The organism is Streptomyces vilmorinianum, assembly GCF_005517195.1.
GTDB lineage: Bacteria > Actinomycetota > Actinomycetes > Streptomycetales > Streptomycetaceae > Streptomyces > Streptomyces vilmorinianum.
On sequence record NZ_CP040244.1, the window covers coordinates 7,195,120 to 7,214,502 of the forward strand.

10 protein-coding genes are annotated in these 19,383 nt (G+C 69.9%); 8 read left to right on the forward strand and 2 right to left on the reverse strand.

All coding sequences use genetic code 11. The annotated features are described in order from the left end of the window. Positions 1 to 494 precede the first annotated feature (494 nt). From FDM97_RS33500 to FDM97_RS33515, 4 genes are all read left to right on the forward strand, one after another. Complete coding sequence (locus tag FDM97_RS33500; RefSeq protein WP_137994231.1) at positions 495 to 3,623, forward strand: FG-GAP-like repeat-containing protein; 3,129 nt, start codon at positions 495 to 497, stop codon at positions 3,621 to 3,623. A gap of 258 nt (positions 3,624 to 3,881) precedes the next feature. Continuing rightward, the gene (locus tag FDM97_RS33505) at positions 3,882 to 4,157 is read left to right on the forward strand and encodes a type II toxin-antitoxin system Phd/YefM family antitoxin (protein ID WP_137994232.1); all 276 of its coding nucleotides are present in this window, start codon (positions 3,882 to 3,884) and stop codon (positions 4,155 to 4,157) included. Beyond that, entirely contained in the window at positions 4,154 to 4,408 is a 255-nt protein-coding gene (locus FDM97_RS33510; RefSeq protein ID WP_137994233.1) for a Txe/YoeB family addiction module toxin, read from the forward strand. Before FDM97_RS33505 ends, FDM97_RS33510 begins: the two co-directional genes overlap by 4 nt. Before the next feature lie 132 nt (positions 4,409 to 4,540). Further along, a complete protein-coding gene (locus FDM97_RS33515) occupies positions 4,541 to 5,767 on the forward strand; it encodes a Cmx/CmrA family chloramphenicol efflux MFS transporter (RefSeq protein ID WP_175439449.1) in 1,227 nt (408 codons plus the stop codon). A gap of 3 nt (positions 5,768 to 5,770) precedes the next feature. Here FDM97_RS33515 and FDM97_RS33520 read toward each other — a convergent pair whose 3' ends face one another. Together FDM97_RS33520 and FDM97_RS33525 are read right to left on the reverse strand one after the other, a co-directional pair. Further along, positions 5,771 to 6,055: a DUF4031 domain-containing protein gene (locus FDM97_RS33520; protein ID WP_137994235.1), complete on the reverse strand. Its 285-nt coding sequence runs from the start codon at positions 6,053 to 6,055 to the stop codon at positions 5,771 to 5,773. Continuing rightward, positions 6,052 to 6,408 carry a hypothetical protein gene (locus FDM97_RS33525; RefSeq protein ID WP_137994236.1) on the reverse strand — a complete coding sequence of 119 codons (357 nt, stop codon included), beginning with the start codon at positions 6,406 to 6,408 and terminating at the stop codon, positions 6,052 to 6,054. The genes FDM97_RS33520 and FDM97_RS33525 overlap by 4 nt, the downstream gene beginning before the upstream one ends. A 75-nt stretch (positions 6,409 to 6,483) precedes the next feature. On the opposite strand from FDM97_RS33525, the gene FDM97_RS33530 reads away from it, so the two are divergent. The 4 genes from FDM97_RS33530 to FDM97_RS33545 all read left to right on the forward strand — a co-directional run bounded on the left by FDM97_RS33530 (position 6,484) and on the right by FDM97_RS33545 (position 19,336). Further along, positions 6,484 to 7,413: a MurR/RpiR family transcriptional regulator gene (locus tag FDM97_RS33530; RefSeq protein ID WP_137994237.1), complete on the forward strand. Its 930-nt coding sequence runs from the start codon at positions 6,484 to 6,486 to the stop codon at positions 7,411 to 7,413. Positions 7,414 to 7,431: 18 nt separating this feature from the next. Next, on the forward strand, positions 7,432 to 8,373 hold the full coding sequence (gene murQ, locus FDM97_RS33535) for an N-acetylmuramic acid 6-phosphate etherase (RefSeq protein WP_137994238.1): 942 nt from the start codon (positions 7,432 to 7,434) through the stop codon (positions 8,371 to 8,373). Positions 8,374 to 8,906: 533 nt separating this feature from the next. After that, the gene (locus tag FDM97_RS33540; protein ID WP_137994239.1) at positions 8,907 to 12,560 is read left to right on the forward strand and encodes a LamG-like jellyroll fold domain-containing protein; all 3,654 of its coding nucleotides are present in this window, start codon (positions 8,907 to 8,909) and stop codon (positions 12,558 to 12,560) included. Positions 12,561 to 12,802: 242 nt separating this feature from the next. Next, positions 12,803 to 19,336, forward strand: coding sequence for an RHS repeat domain-containing protein (locus FDM97_RS33545; RefSeq protein ID WP_137994240.1), 6,534 nt, complete (start codon positions 12,803 to 12,805; stop codon positions 19,334 to 19,336). Positions 19,337 to 19,383: the final 47 nt, after the last annotated feature.

Here is a 19,383-nt window from a genome sequence, read left to right on the forward strand (position 1 = left end):
CAGGCGTCAATTCATCATCAGCCGGATTAATTAAGGAAGATAGGTGACATATTCTGAGACAGAGGATCAATGCGTCATGCACGACTTAAGGATTGACCGTGCTTCAGCTGGGGCAAACCGCATGCGATTTTGCCCTTTGTGCACCATCTGAATCTGGTTGACCTGCGCCAACACACCCCATGGGGAGAGAGGCTCCACCGGGGAAAACGCATGCCGCCACACCCCGGTTCCATTCCTCGCCAGCGAAATCGAGCGGTGACGAAACCGTGAAGATGAGTCATGCTCTGCTGGCACACGTGTGCGCACAGCAGGAATTCCGCGGGCCGCTCAGCATCCAGGCGCCCAAGGGGGGAAAGGAACTCATGGACGCCTCGACCACACCGGAAACCACGGGACAGGCACCCGCTCCCGAAGAGGCACCGGGACAGACCGCCCCCACGGCAGGTGAACGCAAGGCAGCACGCCGTCGACGCCGATACGCCGCGCTGTCGGCAGTGATCGCGGCCGCTGTCGCGCTGCCCCTGGCCGTGCACCTCGCTCAGGACGAGCCTGTACCGACGGGCCCCCAGGCGGAGCTCGAGAACACCGAGCCGCACCCGCTGAGCGCCGCCGAAGCAGCCCGGGAGGCGAAGCGGACCGGGAAGGACGTCGAGGTCACCGCGGAGCGAACGACCAATTCGACCACCTGGGCGCAGCCCGACGGCCTGATGCGGATCCGCACCTACAGCGACACCATCCGGGCCAAGGTCGGCGGCGAGTGGAAGAAGATCGACACGACGCTCAAGCGGGTGAAGGACGGCTACGCGCCCGCCGCCGTCAACGATCCACTGCTGTTCAGCGCCGGCAGCCCCGGCACGACCAGCGGCCAGACGCGTGCTTCACGAGGCGTGCACCGCACCTCGATGCTCTCAGCCGCCACGACCGACGACGGCCGCTCCTGGAACGAACTCGTCCGGCTCACAACGGACGGGCACGACCTCGTCGTCAGCTGGCCAGGCCCTCTGCCAGCACCAGTTGTCGACGGCCCAAGGGCGTTGTACGAGAACGTGCGCCCCGGTATCGACCTGCTCCTGACCGCACGTGACGGCGGCTACTCCCATGTGCTGATCGTCCACACCCCAGAGGCGGCCAAGGACCCGCTCCTCGCCGACCTCGACTACCGCCTGACCTCTCCCACACTGACCTTCAAGCTGAATGACACCTCCGATGTCGTCAGCGCGATGGACAGCACGGGCCAGGAGATGGCGACCTCGCCCACGCCCTACCTGTGGGACTCCGCCGGCGCCGTCAGGGCGACCATCGGCGAACCGGCCCCGCAGATCGACCCCGCGATCGGCGACACGGCCCTCGCACTGCCCGGCCTCGCCGGGCCGCAGCCCGGCAGCCACGACAGTGTCCTCGACGCCACCCTCACGACAGACGGTGTCCTCGACCTGGCCGTGAACACGAAGGTTCTCGCCGACCCCGACACCGTGTACCCGGTCTTCATCGACCCGTCCTTCAAGGGACGCAAGGCGAACTGGACCCTGCTCTACCAGAAGTACCCCAACTCCAGCTTCTACAACGGGCAGAACTTCAACAACGGCACCAACGAGGCACGCGTAGGGTACGAAGCAGACAGTGGCGGGCTGTCCCGCTCCGTCTTCACCTTCGAGCACGACAAGAAGCTGTACGACGCCACCATCAAGGAGTCGTACTTCCGCGTGCTGCAGACCTACTCCTGGGGCTGCTCCGCACGCCAGTACAACATTCACCTCACCAACACCATCTCCGGTAGCACCACCTTCAACACCTTCCCCAACAGCAGCTGGGGCGCGGTCGTCGGCAACGTCACCAACGGGCACGGCTACAGATCCGACACCTGCCCGGACAAGTGGGTCGGGGTACGCATCGACTCCGCAGCCCAGAACGCCGCCGCGAAGCACTGGACCTCCATCACGCTGGGCCTGCGGGCCGCAAACGAGGGGGACACCGCCGCCTGGAAGAAGTTCATGGCCAACGGCGAAAGTTCGCCGTACATCGAGACCCTCTTCAACCACAAGCCGAACGAGCCCCTGCAGTCGGAGATGAAGCTCTCCCCCGGAGGCACCTGCGACTACAGCGCTCCTTTCCCCTCCGTCGGCAAGTCCGACATCAGGTTCACCGTCACAGGAAGAGACATCGACGGCGACCTGAAGGAAGTGCACCTGAAAGTCTGGCCGACCGGCGACCCAGCCCACCCCGTGATCGACAAGGCCAAGGTGCCGGCAAGTGATGGCGTCATCTCCGAGCTGGTCCCTTGGGAATCCTTCACAGGCGGCAAGACCTACTCCTGGACCGCATGGACCGTCGACTGGGAGCAATCCGGATCGTCGTGGGGCCCGTATGGGACCACGTCCTACTGCCAGTTCATGGTCGACCACACAGCCCCCAGCAGCCCGGTCATCACCTCTTCTGACGGTCGCTTCCCCCCGCCTGGGGATGACAAGAACACGTGGAGCACGGTCGAGTTCGGGACGGAAGGCAACTTCACCTTCGCCACCGCCCCCACGGATGCCAGCGTCGTCCGCTACGAATACAGCCTCAACACCAATAACCACACCCTCAACGCTCCCTTGACCACCACCCAGGGAGCCACAGTCGGCAAGACCCTCAAGCCGCCGATGGCCGGAGTCAACATTCTGTACGCATGGGCTGTCGACAATGCGGGCAACCGCTCCCAGCCCGCCAAGTACGCCTTCTTCGTCACCCCACGCAAGGTCATCGACCCACCCGGTGACCTCAGCGGCGACGGCACACCCGACCTCCTCGCCATCGACAACACCGGGAACCTGCGCACCTACCCCGCCGAACCCGGAGGCGACGTCAACGTCAACATGACAGGCGCCTACAACACGTCGGGCGAACTCGACGACGGCTACTGGACGGACTCCACCGGCCAGAAGCCCGCGCTCATCAGCCACGCCACCGACTGGTTCCCCGGCGACGGCATCAACGACATCGTCGCCCGTATGCCGGACGGCAAGCTTTACCTCTACCCCGGTGACGGATACGGCAGCTTCAACGTCGACGAGCGCGTCGACATCCTCCTCCCCGCCGGCTCGCCCAGCCCGGCTTCCCTCACCCAGCTCGCGGTCACCCGCGACATCACCGGCGACGGACTGCCCGACATGTTCGCCCGGGCCGGTACCCAGCTGTGGGCCTTCACCGGATACACCGGCGGCAGCTTCACCGACGCCCGGCTCCTGGCCGGTGGCGCCTGGGACACCCGCGACATCGTCACCGTCGGGGACATCTCCGGTGACGGCGTCGCCGACCTCCTCTTCCGGGGAGAGGAGACCGGGCGTGGGCTTCTGCTCCGGCACGGCAAGGCGGCCACGGGTGGAGGCGTCGACCTGAACTCGCTCGCGCTGGCGTCGAGCTCCGGCACCGGCGCGGACGAGGTCTACGGAACCGGCGGCTGGAACCGAGCCGGCATTCCCAAGATCCAGGGGACCCCGGACGCCACCGGCGACGGCATCCCCGACCTCTGGGCCGTCATGGCCGACGGCACCCTCCGCTTCTACGCCGGAGCCCGCACCACCCACGGCACCTCCACCCTCGTCGGCGAAGGAGGCTGGACCGGCCTGCTCACCCTCGGGTGACAGGCGGCCGCTGACGGCACTGCTGCCCCGGACCTCCCGACAGGAGCCCGGGGCAGCGCTCTGTCAGCCCACAGTGCCCAGGAACGCTCGGCCGGCGGGGGCCCACCCCCGGCCCGGCACGGCCGGAACCTCGCGCGGGCTGGGGTGCTTGGCCTGGCACTCCGGCGGACCGAGCGAGCTGAGCACGGCCTACTCGGGACTGGTACGGTAATGCCGTACGACTAGTCCCGAAGTTCAGGCATGCTCGGAGGTCAGACCGTGTCGATTTCGGCGAACGAGGCCCGCCAGCGTTTCTACCCGCTGATCAAGCAGGTCAACGAAGATCACCAACCGATAGAGGTCACCTCCCGCGAGCACGGGGACATCGTCATCATGTCCGCCGAGGACTTCCGCTCCTGGCAGGAGACGGTGTATCTCCTGCGCTCGCCGCGCAACGCACAGATCCTCATGGAGTCCATCGCAGAGCTGGACGCCGGCCGCGGCCAGGCCAGGGAACTGATCGACACAGACGACACCGAAGGGTCCGCCGCGTGAAGGTCGTCTTCTCCGGCCGGGCGTGGGACCAGTACACCTACTGGACAACAGCCGACCCGAAGGTCCTCAAGAGGATCAACCGTCTGATCAAGGAAATCCAGCGAACGCCGTTCGAGGGCGCCGGCAAGCCGGAACCGCTCAAGGAAACCCTCTCAGGATGGTGGTCCCGCCGGATCACCGACGAGCACCGCCTGGTGTACCGCGTGCGGGATGAGGCCGTGGAGATCGCCCAGGCCCGCTACCACTACTGATCCACGACGAAGCCCCCGTGGCGCCCCGGTCCGGATCGCGAGACATCCCCGTGCGGGGGAATGTCAGGCACAAACGGCCCGTTGACGCATGTCATGCCGTCACCCTCCGCCGAGCGCGCTCGCCCCGCCCGGATGCCCCTCGCCGTCTACATCCTCGGCCTCTCCGTCTTCGCGCTCGGCACGAGCGAATTCATGCTGTCCGGCCTTCTGCCACCCATCGCCGACGACATGAACGTCTCCATCCCCCGCGCCGGCCTGCTCATCTCCGCCTTCGCCGTCGGGATGGTCGTCGGCGCCCCGCTGCTCGCCGTCGCGACCCTGCGCCTGCCCCGCAAGACGACGCTGGTCACGCTGATCTCCGTCTTCGGCCTCGGCCAGGTCGCCGGTGCCCTCGCGCCCAACTACGCCGTCCTCTTCGCCTCGCGCGTCGTGAGCGCGCTCGCCTGCGCCGGGTTCTGGGCGGTCGGCGCCGCCGTCGCCATCGCGATGGTCCCGGTCGGTGCCCGCGCCAAGGCGATGGCGGTCATGATCGGCGGGCTGTCCATCGCCAACGTGCTCGGCGTCCCCGCGGGCGCCTTCCTCGGTGAGCACCTCGGCTGGCGCTCCGCGTTCTGGGCCGTCGGCGTGGCCTCCGCCGTCGCCCTCGTCGGCGTGGTCACCCGCATCCCGCACATCCCGCTCCCGGCGACGAAGCCCCGCCTCAAGCGCGAGCTGGTGATCTACCGCGACCGCCAGGTGCTGCTCTCGATCGTGATCACCGCGCTCGCCGCGGGCGGCGTCTTCTGCGCGTTCTCGTACCTCGCCCCGGTCATCACGGACGTCGCCGGGATCGACACCCGCTGGGTCTCCGCGATCCTCGGCCTCTTCGGCATCGGCGCACTGATCGGTACGACGATCGGCGGCCGGGTCGCGGACGCCCACCTCTTCGGCGTGCTGCTCAGCGGTGTCACCGCCTCGACGGTCTTCCTGGTCGCCCTGGCCTTCTTCGCCTCCAGCCCGGTCGCCGTGATCGCCCTCTCCTTCCTCCTGGGCGTCTCTGCCTTCTACACCGCCCCCGCCCTCAACGCCCGCATGTTCAACGTGGCGGGCGCCGCCCCGACCCTCGCGGGCGCCACGACGACGGCGGCCTTCAACCTGGGCAACACCGCGGGCCCCTGGTTCGGCGGCACGGTCATCGACGCGGACTTCGGCTTCGCGGCGACGGCGTGGGCGGGCGCGGCGATGACCGTGGTGGCGCTGGGGACCGTCGCGCTGTCCCTGCGGCTGCACAAGTCCCGCTCGCGGGTGGTGGCTTCCTCCACCCCGCAGGCCACCACCGCCACCGCTCAGTCGGAAAAGGTTCCCGCCCTCACGGAGTAGGGCTCAGACGCCCGGCTCCGGCTCCCGTCGCGGGAACTTCGGCCGCCGCAGTCCCGCCTCCGTGATCCGGCGTACGAGTTCCTTCGAGCCGATCTCGACCGCGCCCGCCGCCACCGCGTCCGCGTACCGGTCCGACGGGATGTCGTAGTGGTCGCGCTCGAAGGCGCGCGGCGGGGCGCCGATCGAGGCGGCGAAGGCGTGGAGTTCGTCGTACGAGACGTCGCTGACCAGGTGCGACCACATGCGGCCATGGCCCGGCCAGGTCGGCGGGTCGATGTAGAGGGTCATGCGAGGCCGCCCACGGGGGCGACCACCACACCCTGTTTGCCGCAGACCCAGTGCGGGTCGGGGCCGAGTTCCGGTTCGACGTCGAGGGCGTGCGGGTCGCCGGAGGAGCAGACCGGGCAGAGCGGCCAGCGGCCGTACCGTTCGAGCAGGGCGTCCTGGACGTCCTGGGCGATCAGGCCGGCCACGTACGTGAGCCCTTCGGGCCACTGCTCGACCCACCAGCGGCGGTGCGTGACGGCGTCCTCCACCATCGACACGACCTCGGCCATGGCGACCTCGCGCGCGACCAGATCGGCGAGCACGAGGGCGCGGGCGGCATGAAGAGCCTGTTCCACGGGGTCGATGTCGTCCATGCGGCCATTCTCCCCCTCCCCGGTGGGGACCCAGGGGGTCTTGACGCCCCCTACCTCCGAAAATATCTTTCAGGTGTGACCAATGACGTGAAGGAAATTTTCACCGGGCAGCCCGGCCGCGACGCCCCGCCCGCGCCCGCCGCCCTCGCCGCCAAGGTACGCACCCTCGCGCCGTCCATGACCCGCTCCATGCAGCGCGTCGCCGAGGCCGTCGCCGGGGACCCGGCCGGCTGCGCCGCCCTCACGGTCACCGGCCTCGCCGAGCTCACCGGCACCAGCGAGGCGACCGTGGTCCGCACCGCACGCCTCCTCGGCTACCCCGGCTACCGCGACCTGCGCCTCGCCCTCGCCGGCCTCGCCGCCCAGCAGCAGTCCGGCCGCGCGCCCTCCGTCACCGCCGACATCGCCGTCGACGACCCCATCGCCGACGTCGTCGCCAAGCTCGCCTACGACGAGCAGCAGACCCTCGCCGACACCGCCGCCGGACTCGACACCGTCCAGCTCGGCGCCGCCGTCGCCGCCCTCGCCGCCGCCCGCCGCATCGACATCTACGGCGTCGGCGCCTCCGGCCTCGTCGCCCAGGACCTCGGCCAGAAGCTGCTCCGTATCGGCCTGCTCGCGCACGCGCACAGCGACCCGCACCTCGCCGTCACCAACGCCGTGCAGCTCCGCTCCGGGGACGTCGCCATCGCCATCACCCACTCCGGCTCGACCGGCGACGTCATAGAACCGCTGCGCGTCGCCTTCGACCACGGCGCGACCACGGTCGCGATCACCGGCCGCCCGGACGGGCCGGTGACGCAGTACGCCGATCACATACTGACCACCTCCACGGCCCGCGAGAGCGAACTGCGCCCCGCCGCCATGTCGTCCCGTACCAGCCAACTCCTGGTCGTGGACTGCCTGTTCACCTGCGTCACGCAACGTACGTACGAGACGGCGGCCCCCGCCCTCGCGGCGTCGTACGAAGCCCTGGCCCACCGGCACTCCCCCCGCACCCGGTAAACCGCGAAAGAGCCGCACGTGTCTGCTACGTACTCCGAACTGCGCGCCCAACTGGCCTCCCTCACCACCGAAGCGTTCCGTCCGGAACTGGCCGAGATCGACCAGCTCCCCACCGCCGAGATCGCCGCGCTGATGAACGCCGAGGACCAGACCGTCCCCGCCGCCGTCGCCGCCCAGCTCCCGGCGATCGCCGCCGCGATCGACGCCACCGCCGCGCGCATGGCCCGCGGCGGCCGGCTGATCTACGCCGGAGCCGGTACGGCGGGCCGGCTCGGCGTCCTCGACGCGAGCGAGTGCCCGCCCACCTTCAACACCGACCCCTCCGAGGTCCTCGGCCTGATCGCGGGCGGCCCGACGGCGATGGTGAAGGCCGTCGAGGGAGCCGAGGACTCGAAGGACCTCGCGGCGCGGGACCTCGACACCCTCCACATCACCGCCGAGGACACGGTGGTCGGCATCTCCGCCTCCGGCCGTACCCCGTACGCGATCGGGGCGGTCGAACACGCCCGCGCGAAGGGCGCGTTGACGATCGGCCTGTCCGGCAACCCGGACAGCGCCCTGGCGGCGGCCGCCGACCACGGCATCGAGGTCGTCACCGGCCCCGAACTCCTCACCGGCTCCACCCGGTTGAAGGCCGGCACCGCCCAGAAGCTGGTCCTCAACATGATCTCGACGATCACGATGATCCGGCTCGGCAAGACGTACGGAAACCTGATGGTCGACGTACGCGCCTCCAACGACAAGCTCCAGGCACGGTCGCGGCGGATCGTCGCCCTCGCCACCGGCGCGCCGGACGAGCAGATCGAAAGCGCCCTCGCGGCGGCGGACGGGGAGGTGAAGACGGCGATCCTGATGATCCTCGCCGACATCGATGCCAAGGCCGCCGACCAGCGGCTCAAGAACTCCCAGGGCCACCTGCGCGCCGCCCTGCGCAAAGGAGAAACCCCGGACGCCGATTGACGTTTCGTCACGTGAATACATCACGCGAATACGTCACGCGAATACGTCACGCGAATGAATCCGGACGAATCACCTGGAATGCCGGAGTCCCACCCGCCCGCCGCGCCCGAAACCCGAAGGTCACCTTTCCATCACAACTCTGCGAGCCCCGCTCCCCCTGCATGCCCCGCCGGCGCCCGCCTCCCGGAACCAACCCCCCGAACATGACGGGGAATTAATTCCTTTGCACAGGCCAAAGGTTAATGCCCGGGCGCATCCCTCCTCGCGTTCGAATCCCCCATCAGAGCCCCCGGAAATCCACACTCGACACGAAGATCAACCGGAGATCGCTCTGGACCTTATAAGCTCATTTCAGCTCACTTCTCGGCATACAACACCCCCTCGATCCTCACTTGCCCAACGGCGAGTCAGACGGTTTTGCTTCTGCTTCCGTTTTGAGTGATCGATATGTGTGGGGGTTCTCCATGGCCAGAGGGTGGCCGGGTCTTCGGCGACGCGACAGATCCAGTTCCGGTAGACGCGCGATCGCCGGAATGGTGGCCGCCGCCCTCGTCGGGGGAATCCCCGCGCTGACGGCGGCTCCGTCCGCAGCCGCCACCGCCGCGGACGGACCGGCCCTCACCGAGGGGCACAGGGCGCTCGCCGAGGCCCTGAAGACCGGACAGCGAGTGGAGGTGGTCGGCGAGCGCACCGAACGCGCGACGACCTACGCCAACCCGGACGGCTTCTCCTTCACCCTCGAACAGTCCTCCGTGCCCGTCCGCGTGACGAAGTCCGGCGGAGGCTGGCAGAAGCCCGACGCCACGCTGGTCCGTCAGGCCGACGGCACCGTGTCCCCCAAGGCCGCCGCCGTGAACGTCGACTTCTCCGGCGGCGGCAGCGGCGACGAGCTGGTGACGATCACCAAGCACGGCCGTTCCCTCCGCCTCGGCTGGCCGGGCAAGCTGCCCGCGCCCGAGCTTGACGGCCCGAGCGCGCTCTACAAGAACGTGCTGCCGGACGTGGACCTCAAGATGACCGCGAGCGTGGAGGGGTTCCGCCAGGTCCTGGTCGTCAAGACCCCCAAGGCCGCCCGTAACCCGCAGCTCCGCGAGATCGACTACGGACTCAGGGCCGACGGCCTGACCATCCGCACCATGCCCGGCGGCGCGCTGGCCGCCACCGACGAGCAGGGCCGCACGGTGTTCCGCGCCCCCGCCGCCCAGATGTGGAACTCCGCCGGCCGGCCCGACGAGACCGCCCGCCCCGAACTCCTCCGCGCCGCCCCGCCCTCCGGTCACGCCGGCCCCGCGGCCCCCGGCACGAACGGCGGCCACTCGGGTGAGCTGCACGTCGACCGCTCGCAGCGGCCGGGCGAGGGTGACACCGTCCGGAAGATGAAGACCACGGTCGGCCGTGGCTCGGTGTCGGTCGTCCCCGACCCGGAGCTGATCCGCGAGACCCCCGCCGAGCAGTACCCCCTCTACATCGACCCCACCGTGACCTGGGGCGAGTCCGAGCGCACTCTGCTGCGCTCCGACGGCTACGAGTCGTACGGCTGGGACAACGGCTCCGACGGCCGCGGCCAGGGCGTCGGCAAGTGCGGCACCTGGAACGGCTACTACTGCGGGCCCGGCTACGTCCAGAAGCTGTACTTCGAGTTCTCGCCGGCCAGCCTCAAGGGCAAGCAAGTCCTGGACGCCACGTTCCGTGCCACCGAGACCTGGTCGTTCACCTGTGACGCGCGCTGGGTCGACCTGGTCCGTACGAACAACATCTCCTCGTCCACGACCTGGTCCAGCCGGCCCACAGAGCTGGACTGGATGGGCGACCGGTACGTCTCGGCCGGCCGCGGCACGGCCTGCAGCCCCTCGCAGCCGGAGGCTGCGATCGAGTTCCACGACAACCCGGAAGAGACCAACGAGAATCTGACCCCGACGGTGAAGGACTTCGCCGCGGGCAAGTTCTCCCGGCTCACCCTGGAGCTGCGGGCACACGACGAGTCCGACACCTCCGCCTGGAAGCGGTTCAAGAACGACGCCGTCCTCGCCGTCACGTACGTCGGCCTGCCGGACAAGCCGAGCAACATCGGCGTGGTCGCCGGCACCAGCCAGGTGTGCTCGACCACCGAGTCCGCTCCCTCCGTCGTCTCCGACCCGACCCCGGCGCTGACCGCGACGCCCCAGACCATGGCGGGCGGCGAGTCGGGTGCCAAGCTGCGGGTCGGCTACGACATCGACCACAAGAACAGCGACGGCACCTGGTCCGACACCCCGCCGGGCAACGGCGATGTGCGACCGACCAGCGGCTTCGTCGGTGACAACGTCAAGGTGACGCTCGACTGGTCGACCCTGAGCGAGGGCAAGCTCTACCGCTACCGGGCCTGGACGCGCTCCTACTACGACAACGGAACCGACTACCTCTCGGGTCCGTCGAACGCCTCCACCACCGGCTGGTGCTACTTCAAGGTCGACCCCACCGCGCCCAAGGCGCCGAAGATCGCCTTCAGCGGGCCCTACACCGAATGCACGGCCAACGCCTGCCAGGGCGCGGGTGGTCCGGGCGTGAAGGGGACCTTCGTCTTCTCCCCCGCGGACGGGGACACCTCGAACGTGGCCTACCAGTACCGGCTGACCCAGACCGCCGGCTGGACGCCACTGAGCGGTTCCACGGCGACCGCGGAGATCACCCCGGACAGCTCGGGCACCTACCGGCTCTACGTGCAGGCCAAGGACAACCTGGGCCGCTGGGGTGCGGAGAACGTGGTGGACTTCCTGGTCGCCGCGGGCGCCGGGCCCCTCGCGCGGTGGCACTTCGACGAGTCCTCCGGAGCGGCACTGGACGCCACGGGCTCCGGTCATGACGCGTCGCTGGGCGGCGCCGCCATCCGCGACGACCGCGGACGGCGCGGGCTGATCACCCACGACACCAACGGCACGGAACTGCCCGCACCGGTCACCGACAAGGGCCTCGCCCTCGACGGCAGCGGCGGTTACGCGGCCACCTCCGGTCAGGTCCTGGAGACCCGCTCCTCCTACACCGTCTCCGCCTGGGTCCGCATGGACCAGGCCGGCCGCAATCGCACCTTCGTCAGCCAGAACGGCACCCATCGCAGCCTGTTCTACCTCGGCTACGAGCAGAGCTACGGTGCGTGGACCTTCCGGGCCGTCAACAACGACGCCCCCAAGGACGGCAGCTGGTCCTACAGCCGGGTGAAGTCCACCGCCCCGGCCACCCTGGGCGTGTGGACCCATCTGACCGGCGTGTACGACGGGACGGCCAAGACCGTGGCCCTCTACGTCAACGGCAGGCTTCAGGGCGCCGCGCCCTACACGACGACCTGGGCCTCCACCGGGCCGCTCCAGATCGGCCGCGTCTTCTGGTCGGACGTCTACACCGACCCCGCCGTCGGCTCCATCGACGAGGTGGCCGTCTGGCAGCGGACGCTGAGCGCCACCGAGATCGCCGACGAGTCGAAGCTGCTCACCTCCGAGAGCTTCGCCGGCGCCGAGCTGGTGGCCGACTGGCCGGCCACCCAGGGCAGTGGGACCACCATCCCGGACAGCACCTCCGGTTACGGGCGCACCCTGACCCTCTCGGGCGGGGCCTCCCTCGCCGACGGCCAGATCGTGCTCGACGGCACGGACGACGCGGGCACCGCCCCCGGACCGCTGGTAGACGACACGGGTTCGTTCACCGTCACCACCCTGGCCGAACTCGACAGCACCGCACTGGCGTCCAAGAGCATCGGCTACACGGGCCAGGTCCTCGGCCAGCGCACCGCCGACGGCTCCTCCTGGGGTCTGTGGTTCAAGCTGACCGGCAAGGAGACGGTCCTCGACGAGGAGACCTTCGAGGAGCGCACGATCCCCATCGGAACGTGGCACTTCGGACGCCTCAACAGCGACGGCACCCTCACCTCGGTGACGTCGAGTGCCCCCGCCGCGCTCGACAGCGCCGTCCGGCTGACCGGCGTGTTCGACGCCTCTGACGGCGGAGAACCGAAGGTCAGCCTCTACCTCGGCCACAACCGCCAGGGTGATTCCACCCCGTTCGCCCCGGTGAGCGGCTCCGGCGAGTTCGCCGTCGGCATGGCGTTCGACGGTGGTTCCTGGCAGCACCACCTGCCCGTGCGCCTCACGGACCTCCGTGTGTGGGCCGGCGCCATGGCCTCGCCGACGCAGATCACCGAGTTCATCGGCGACTGACCCTTCCCCGGAGGGCCGTCCGCCAGCGACGGCCCTCCGGGGAACGCGTACCCCGGGCACGGTCCCGGCGTACGCCCCTGCGGCGGGCCGGTTCGGCCGCGCCCTCGTGACCCGGCACCACGGCCGAGGGCACCCTCCCGGCTCCCTTCTCCATCCGGTCCCGGTCCCGGTCCGGCTCCGCCCGCCGCCGATTCCATCTGTCCCCCGCTTCGGGGACCGGACGAAGGACGAAGAAGGCACCCATGAGATTCGGCATACCCACCCCGACGAGCCCACCGGGCGGAACGGCGCGGCGCAGAGCCCGCTTCCGGGCCCGCCCGGTGGCGACCGTCCTGACCATGGCGCTCGCCGTCCCGACCGGGCTGGCTCCGGTCGCGGTGGCCGCGGAGGCCCTGGGCCGGCCCGATGTACCGGACTCCCGGCCGAGCAAGGTCAAGGAGGTGTCCGCCCTCGGGGCGAAGCGCGACCGCGACCGCGTGGCCAAGGAGCGGAAGGCGGACGCCGCGCTCGCCCGCGAGGCGGCGGCCGAGCGCACGTCCTCCTGGCCCTCCGGAGGGGAGGCGACCGTCGGCCTCGCCCCGGGCAAGGCCGCCGCCGCCACGCCGGGCGGACTGCCCGTCAGCCTCTCCGCACCGAAGAGCACCGGCCCCTCCACGCGTACCACCGCCGACGCCGGCGCGCAGAACCCGGCCGCGGGCACCGTCGAGGTGGCCGTCCTGAACCAGGACGCGTCCCGCCGCGTCGGGATCACCGGCGTCCTGCTGACCGCCGCCGCCGAGCAGCCCGGCCGGGCCGACCTGCGCATCGACTACAGCACCCTCGCCGGCGCCGTGGGCGGCGGCTGGGGCGGACGGCTGCGGCTCGTCCAGCTCCCCGACTGCGCGCTGACCACGCCCGAAAGGGCGGAGTGCCGTACGCAGACCGCCGTGGAGTCGACCAACGACATCTCCGCCCACACCCTCACCGCCGCCGTCTCGCTCGACCGCGCCAACGTGGCGGGCGTGTCCACGCAGAGCGTCGAGAGCGGCTCCGTGTTCGCCCTGACCGCCTCCGGCGGCTCGGGCCCGTCCTCCTCCGGTACGGGCAACTACTCCGCCACCCCGCTGGCGGCGTCGTCGTCCTGGGAGGCCGGCAAGAGCTCGGGATCGTTCTCCTGGTCCCACGAGTTCCCGCTGCCGTCGGCGGCCGCCGGCCCCGCCCCGTCGCTGTCCCTCTCCTACGACTCGGGCAGTATCGACGGCCGCACCGCCACCTCCAACAACCAGGGCAGCGCGACCGGTGAGGGCTTCAGCATCACCGAGTCGTACATCGAGCGCGCCTACGGCAGCTGTGACAAGGACGGTCACAGCGGTCTGTACGACCAGTGCTGGAAGTACGAGAACGCCACCCTGGTGCTGAACGGCAAGTCGTCGAAGCTGGTGAAGGACTCCACCACCGGCGCGTGGCGGCTGTCCGACGACGACGCCTCCAAAGTGGTCCGCTCCACCGGCGCCGACAACGGCGACGACGACGGCGAGCACTGGACCGTCACCACCGGCGACGGAACGAAGTACGTCTTCGGCCTGAACAAGCTGGCGGGCGCGGGCACCGAGCGCACCAACTCCACCTGGACCGTCCCGGTGTTCGGCGACGACTCCGGCGAGCCCGGCTACTCCAAGGGCTCCACGTTCGCCGACCGCTGGCTCAACCAGGCCTGGCGCTGGAACCTCGACTACGTCGAGGACCCCTACGGCAACGCCGCCACGTACTGGTACACGGCGGAGACCAACCACTACCCCCGCAACAAGGCGACCACGGCGAACACGCCGTACACGCGCGGCGGTTACCTGAGGGAGATCGACTACGGTCTCCGCGCGGCCGCCCTGTTCTCCGACAAGGCCGACGCCAAGGTCACCTTCGCTCACGCCGAGCGCTGCACCGCCGCCGACTGCTCCTCGCTGACCAAGGAGACCGCCGAGAACTGGCCGGACGTCCCCTTCGACGCGCTCTGCGCCAAGGACGCCACCGGCTGCTACACGACCTCGCCGTCGTTCTTCTCACGCAAGCGGCTGACCGGCGTCGACACCTTCACCTGGAACGCCTCGACCGCCGCCTACGACCCGGTGGACTCCTGGAAGCTCACGCAGCAGTACCTGGACGGCGGTGACATCGGCGACTCCTCCGACCACGTGCTGACGCTGAAGTCGCTCCAGCGCACCGCCAAGGCCGGCACCGCCATCACGGTGGCCCCGATCGGCTTCACGTACCAGCTGCTTCCCAACCGGGTGGACGGCACGGACGACATCCTGCCGCTGACCCGGCCCCGGATCTCCACGATCACGTCCGAGACCGGCGCCATCACCACGGTCACCCTCTCCGCGCCCGAGTGCGTGCGCAGCGAGGTCCTCGGAGCCGCCGAGGACACCAACACCCGTAGCTGCTACCCGCAGTTCTGGAACATCAACGGGGCCCAGGAAGCCTCCGTCGACTGGTTCCACAAGTACCGCGTCCTCGCCGTGGTCACCTCCGACCCGGCGGGCCACAGCGAGTCGGTCGAGAACTCGTACGCGTACGCGGGCGCCGCCTGGCACCACAGCGACTCCCCCTTCACTCCGCAGAGCGAGCGCACCTGGTCCGACTGGCGCGGCTACCGCGAGGTGACCGTCTACAGCGGCGCGTCCGGCACCACCAAGCCGCAGCACAAGACCGTCTCCCTCTACATGCAGGGCATGCACGGCGACAAGAAGAAGGACGGCACCACCAAGTCGGTGACGCTCGCGCCGCTGGCCCAGCCCGCCGTCGGCCTCGCCACCCTCACCGACAGCGACCAGTACGCCGGACAGCTGCGCGAGAAGGTCGTCTACGACGGCGCCCAGCCGATCTCCGTCGCCGCCTACCAGCCGTGGTCCGAGGAGACCGCGCGCCAGACCGGTGTGCCGGACTCGGCCGACCACGTCGCCCGGTACGTCCGTACCAAGCAGACCACCACGTACACGTACCTGACCGCCTCGGACACCTGGCGTCGCCGGGCCGTCCAGACCACCTTCGACGACTACGGCATGCCGGTCACGGAGTACGACTCCGGCCTGTACGGCACCGCCGGTGACGAGACCTGCACCCGCACCTGGTACGCCCGCAACGACGCCGCCGGACTGACCGACCTGGTCTCCCGCAGCCGAACCGTGGGCAAGCAGTGCACCGTCGCCGACGCCGACCTCGACCTGCCCGCCGACACCGGCACGCGCGGCGACGTCCTCTCCGACACCGCCACCGTCTACGACGACCCGAACGCCACCACCTGGACCGAGAACCAGACCCCCACCAAGGGCCTGGCCACCTGGACCGGCCGGGCCAAGGGCTACGACGGCACCGGCACCCCGAGCTGGCAGACGCTCGCCACCGAGACGTACGACGTCCTGGGCCGCACCCTGTCGACCACCGACGCCGCGGGCCACCCCTCGTCGACGGCCTACACCCCCGCGACCGAGGGTCCGCTGACCCGGACCATCCACACCGACGCCAAGGGCTTCCGCACGGCCGAGTACCTCGACCCGCGCCGTGGCGTCCCCGTCCGCTCCTACGACGCGAACCTGAAGAAGACCGAGCGCGCCTATGACGCCCTCGGCCGGCTGACCGGGGTCTGGGGTCCCGACCGCTCCAAGGCCGGGGGCCAGGCCGCGACCACCACCTTCACCTACCAGATGCAGGCGAGTGCCCCGTCGTGGGTGTCGTCCTCGTCCCTCAAGGCCGACGGCACCACCTACAACACCAGCTACGCGCTGTACGACGCGCTGCTGCGTCCCCTGCAGACCCAGGCGCCGAGCCCGCAGGGCGGGCGGCTGCTGACCGACACCCGGTACGACTCCCGCGGCCACGCCTACGAGACGTACACGGACATCTTCGACCCCACCACCGCGCCGAACGGCACGTACACGCGGGCCGAGTACGGCGAGGCGCCGACGCAGACCGAGACCGTCTTCGACGGGGCCGGCCGCGCCGTCTCCAGCACACTCCACGTCTACGGCGTCAAGAAGTGGACCACCACGACGAGCTACACCGGTGACTCCACCGCCACCAGCGCCGTACAGGGCGGCAACGCCACCCGTACCATCACCGACGCCCGCGGACGGATGGTGGAATCGCGCGAGTACGCCTCCACCAGCCCCTCCGACCCCCAGTACGGCGGGCTCGGCACCGGCTACGCCTCGGTGAAGTACACGTACACGCTCGACGACAAGAAGACGACGATCACCGGCCCCGACGGCGCCGGCTGGACGTACGGCTACGACCTGTTCGGCCGTCAGACCACCGTCGGCGACCCGGACAAGGGCACCTCGACCACCGAGTACGACGCCCTCGACCAGCCGGTGAAGACCACGGACGCCCGTGGCACGTCGATTCTGACCGCCTACGACGAGCTGGGCCGCCAGACCGGCACCTGGAACGGGTCCAAGACCGACGCCAACCAGCTGACGGCGCGGACGTACGACACCGTGCTCAAGGGCCTGCCCGAAAGCACGACCCGGTACGTCGGCGGCACAGCGGGCGCGGCGTACACCAAGTCCGTCACTGCCTACGACAGCCTGTCCCGGCCCACCGGGACGCGGCTCACCCTGCCGGCCTCCGACCCGCTGGTCGCCGCCGGCGCGCCCACGACCGTCGACTTCTCCAGCTACTACAACATCGACGGCACCCTGCAGAACAGCTCCGAACCGGCACTCGGCGGACTGCCCTCCGAGATCGTCGGCTACGGCTACAACGGTCTCGGCAACGTCACCTCCGTGACCGGCGCGACCGGCTACCTGCGCGCCGCGGACTACTCGGCCCTCAGCCAGGTGCAGCAGCTCACGCTCGGCACCGGCGGTACGGGCGCCAAGAACGTCTACATCACCAACACCTACGAGGAGGGCACCGGCCGGCTCACCCGCAGCCATGTGACGGACCAGACACACCCGTACATGCTGCAGGACCTGAACTACGGCTTCGACCAGGCCGGCAACATCACCTCGATCGCCGACCCGACCACGCTGGGCGGCACCACCGGTGCCGAGACCCAGTGCTTCGCGTACGACGGCCACCGCCGTCTCACCGAGGCGTGGACCCCGTCCTCGCAGAACTGCGCGGACGCCCGCAACGCCTCCGCGCTCGGCGGCCCGGCCCCGTACTGGGACTCGTACACGTACAACACGGCGGGCCAGCGCACCCGCCACACCCGGCACACCGCCGCGGGCGACACCGCCACCGACTACTGCTACACCGGTGCGAAGCCGCACACCCTGAGCGGCACCAGCGGCTCCGGCTGCGGGCTGTTCACCCCCGGGTACGCGTACGACGCCAGCGGCAACACCACCAAGCGGCCCGGCGCCACCGGCGCCCAGGACCTCGCCTGGTCCCCCGAGGGCAAGGTCAGCAAGGTCACCGAGAGCGGAAAGGACACCGACTACCTCTACGACGCCGACGGCAGCCTGCTGATCCGCTCGGCCGCGGGCGGCGAGCGCGTCCTCTACCTCGGCGCCACGGAACTGCACCTCAGGGCCGACGGCACCACCTGGGCCAAGCGCAGCTACGGCGCGGCCGGCCAGACCGTCGCGGTCCGCACCAATCAGTCGGGCAGCCAGAAGCTGTTCTACCTCGCGGGCGACCACCACGGCACCCAGTCGCTGGCGATCGCCTCCGACACCACCCAGGCGCCGGTCAAGCGCCGCTCCGCCCCGTTCGGCGCCGACCGCGGCACCACGACGGGCGGCGGCTGGCCCACGGACAGCGGCTTCCTCGGCGCGACGGCCGACGCGGGCACGGGACTCACCCACATCGGGGCACGCGAGTACGACCCGTCCATCGGTCAGTTCATCAGCGTCGACCCGCTCCTCGCGCTGGAGCAGCCCCAGTCGCTGAACGGCTACAGCTACGCCAACAACTCCCCGGTCACGTTCTCCGACCCGGACGGCCTCCGTCCGCTCGGCCCGACCGGCGAGGGCATCGACCACGACAACCAGTGGGCGAAGGACCGCGGCATGGACGCCGGGTACACCTACGAGGGCGGGAAGTGGAACTGGAAGGAGACGCCCAAGAACGACCCCGTCTCCCAGCAGAAGTACGCGGCCTACAAGGCGAACCCCACCCACTACCTGATCGACGACGGCGCCGCCCAGCAGCGGGCCGCGCAGCAGGCGGCCGCCCGTCAGAAGGCCCTCGCCGAGGCGAAGGCGAAGGCCGAGCGGGAGCAGCGCAAGAAGGACGGCGTCTGGGGAAGCCTGATGAAGGGCAACTTCAGCAACGCCTGGGACAACGCGAAGGAATCGTCCGTCGGCCAATGGGTCGGCGACAACTGGGAGGACATCAAGTTCTATTCCACTCTTGTCGCGTTCGGAGTCTGCGTCGTCGCCTCGGCAGGAACCTGCATCGCGGTCGGCGCGGCGATAGCCGGGGCGAAATTCCTCGGCGACGGACTCGGGTACGGAAAGTGGGATGGCAAGGCACTCGCCAAGGACCTCGCCTGGACAGCGGTCGGCGGCGGTGCCGCAGCCGCGTTCGGCCGGGCGACGGGTGCCGCGAGGAGCTGGTCCGCGGCCTATAGCGGCAACGCCGTCGCACGTGTTCCCCAGGTCATCAAGACCAAGGTCCCGGGTGTCCGCGGGGTCGGCGGAGGCCGCAAGTCGCCGGTGTTGATCGACAATCCCAAGGGAGCGATCAATTGGGGCGCCACCTACGGAAACATGGGCATCAACGCGGGGTTCAACGCGGGCTTCTGCGGTGCGGGTAGCCTGAGCGCCGGAAACCTGTTCGGAGGCTGTTAGCTTTCGCGTCGGAGTGGGGTGGCGGGCGCATATCCCCACCACCCCAC

Excerpts from the sequence above, each read along its gene's own strand:
- FDM97_RS33515 (WP_175439449.1), top strand. The coding sequence starts at position 4,541 with ATGCCCCTCGCCGTCTACATCCTCGGCCTCTCCGTCTTCGCGCTCGGC.
- FDM97_RS33520 (WP_137994235.1), bottom strand. The coding sequence starts at position 6,055 with ATGACCCTCTACATCGACCCGCCGACCTGGCCGGGCCATGGCCGCATG.
- FDM97_RS33525 (WP_137994236.1), bottom strand. The coding sequence starts at position 6,408 with ATGGACGACATCGACCCCGTGGAACAGGCTCTTCATGCCGCCCGCGCC.
- FDM97_RS33540 (WP_137994239.1), top strand. The coding sequence starts at position 8,907 with ATGGTGGCCGCCGCCCTCGTCGGGGGAATCCCCGCGCTGACGGCGGCT.
- FDM97_RS33545 (WP_137994240.1), top strand. The coding sequence starts at position 12,803 with ATGAGATTCGGCATACCCACCCCGACGAGCCCACCGGGCGGAACGGCG.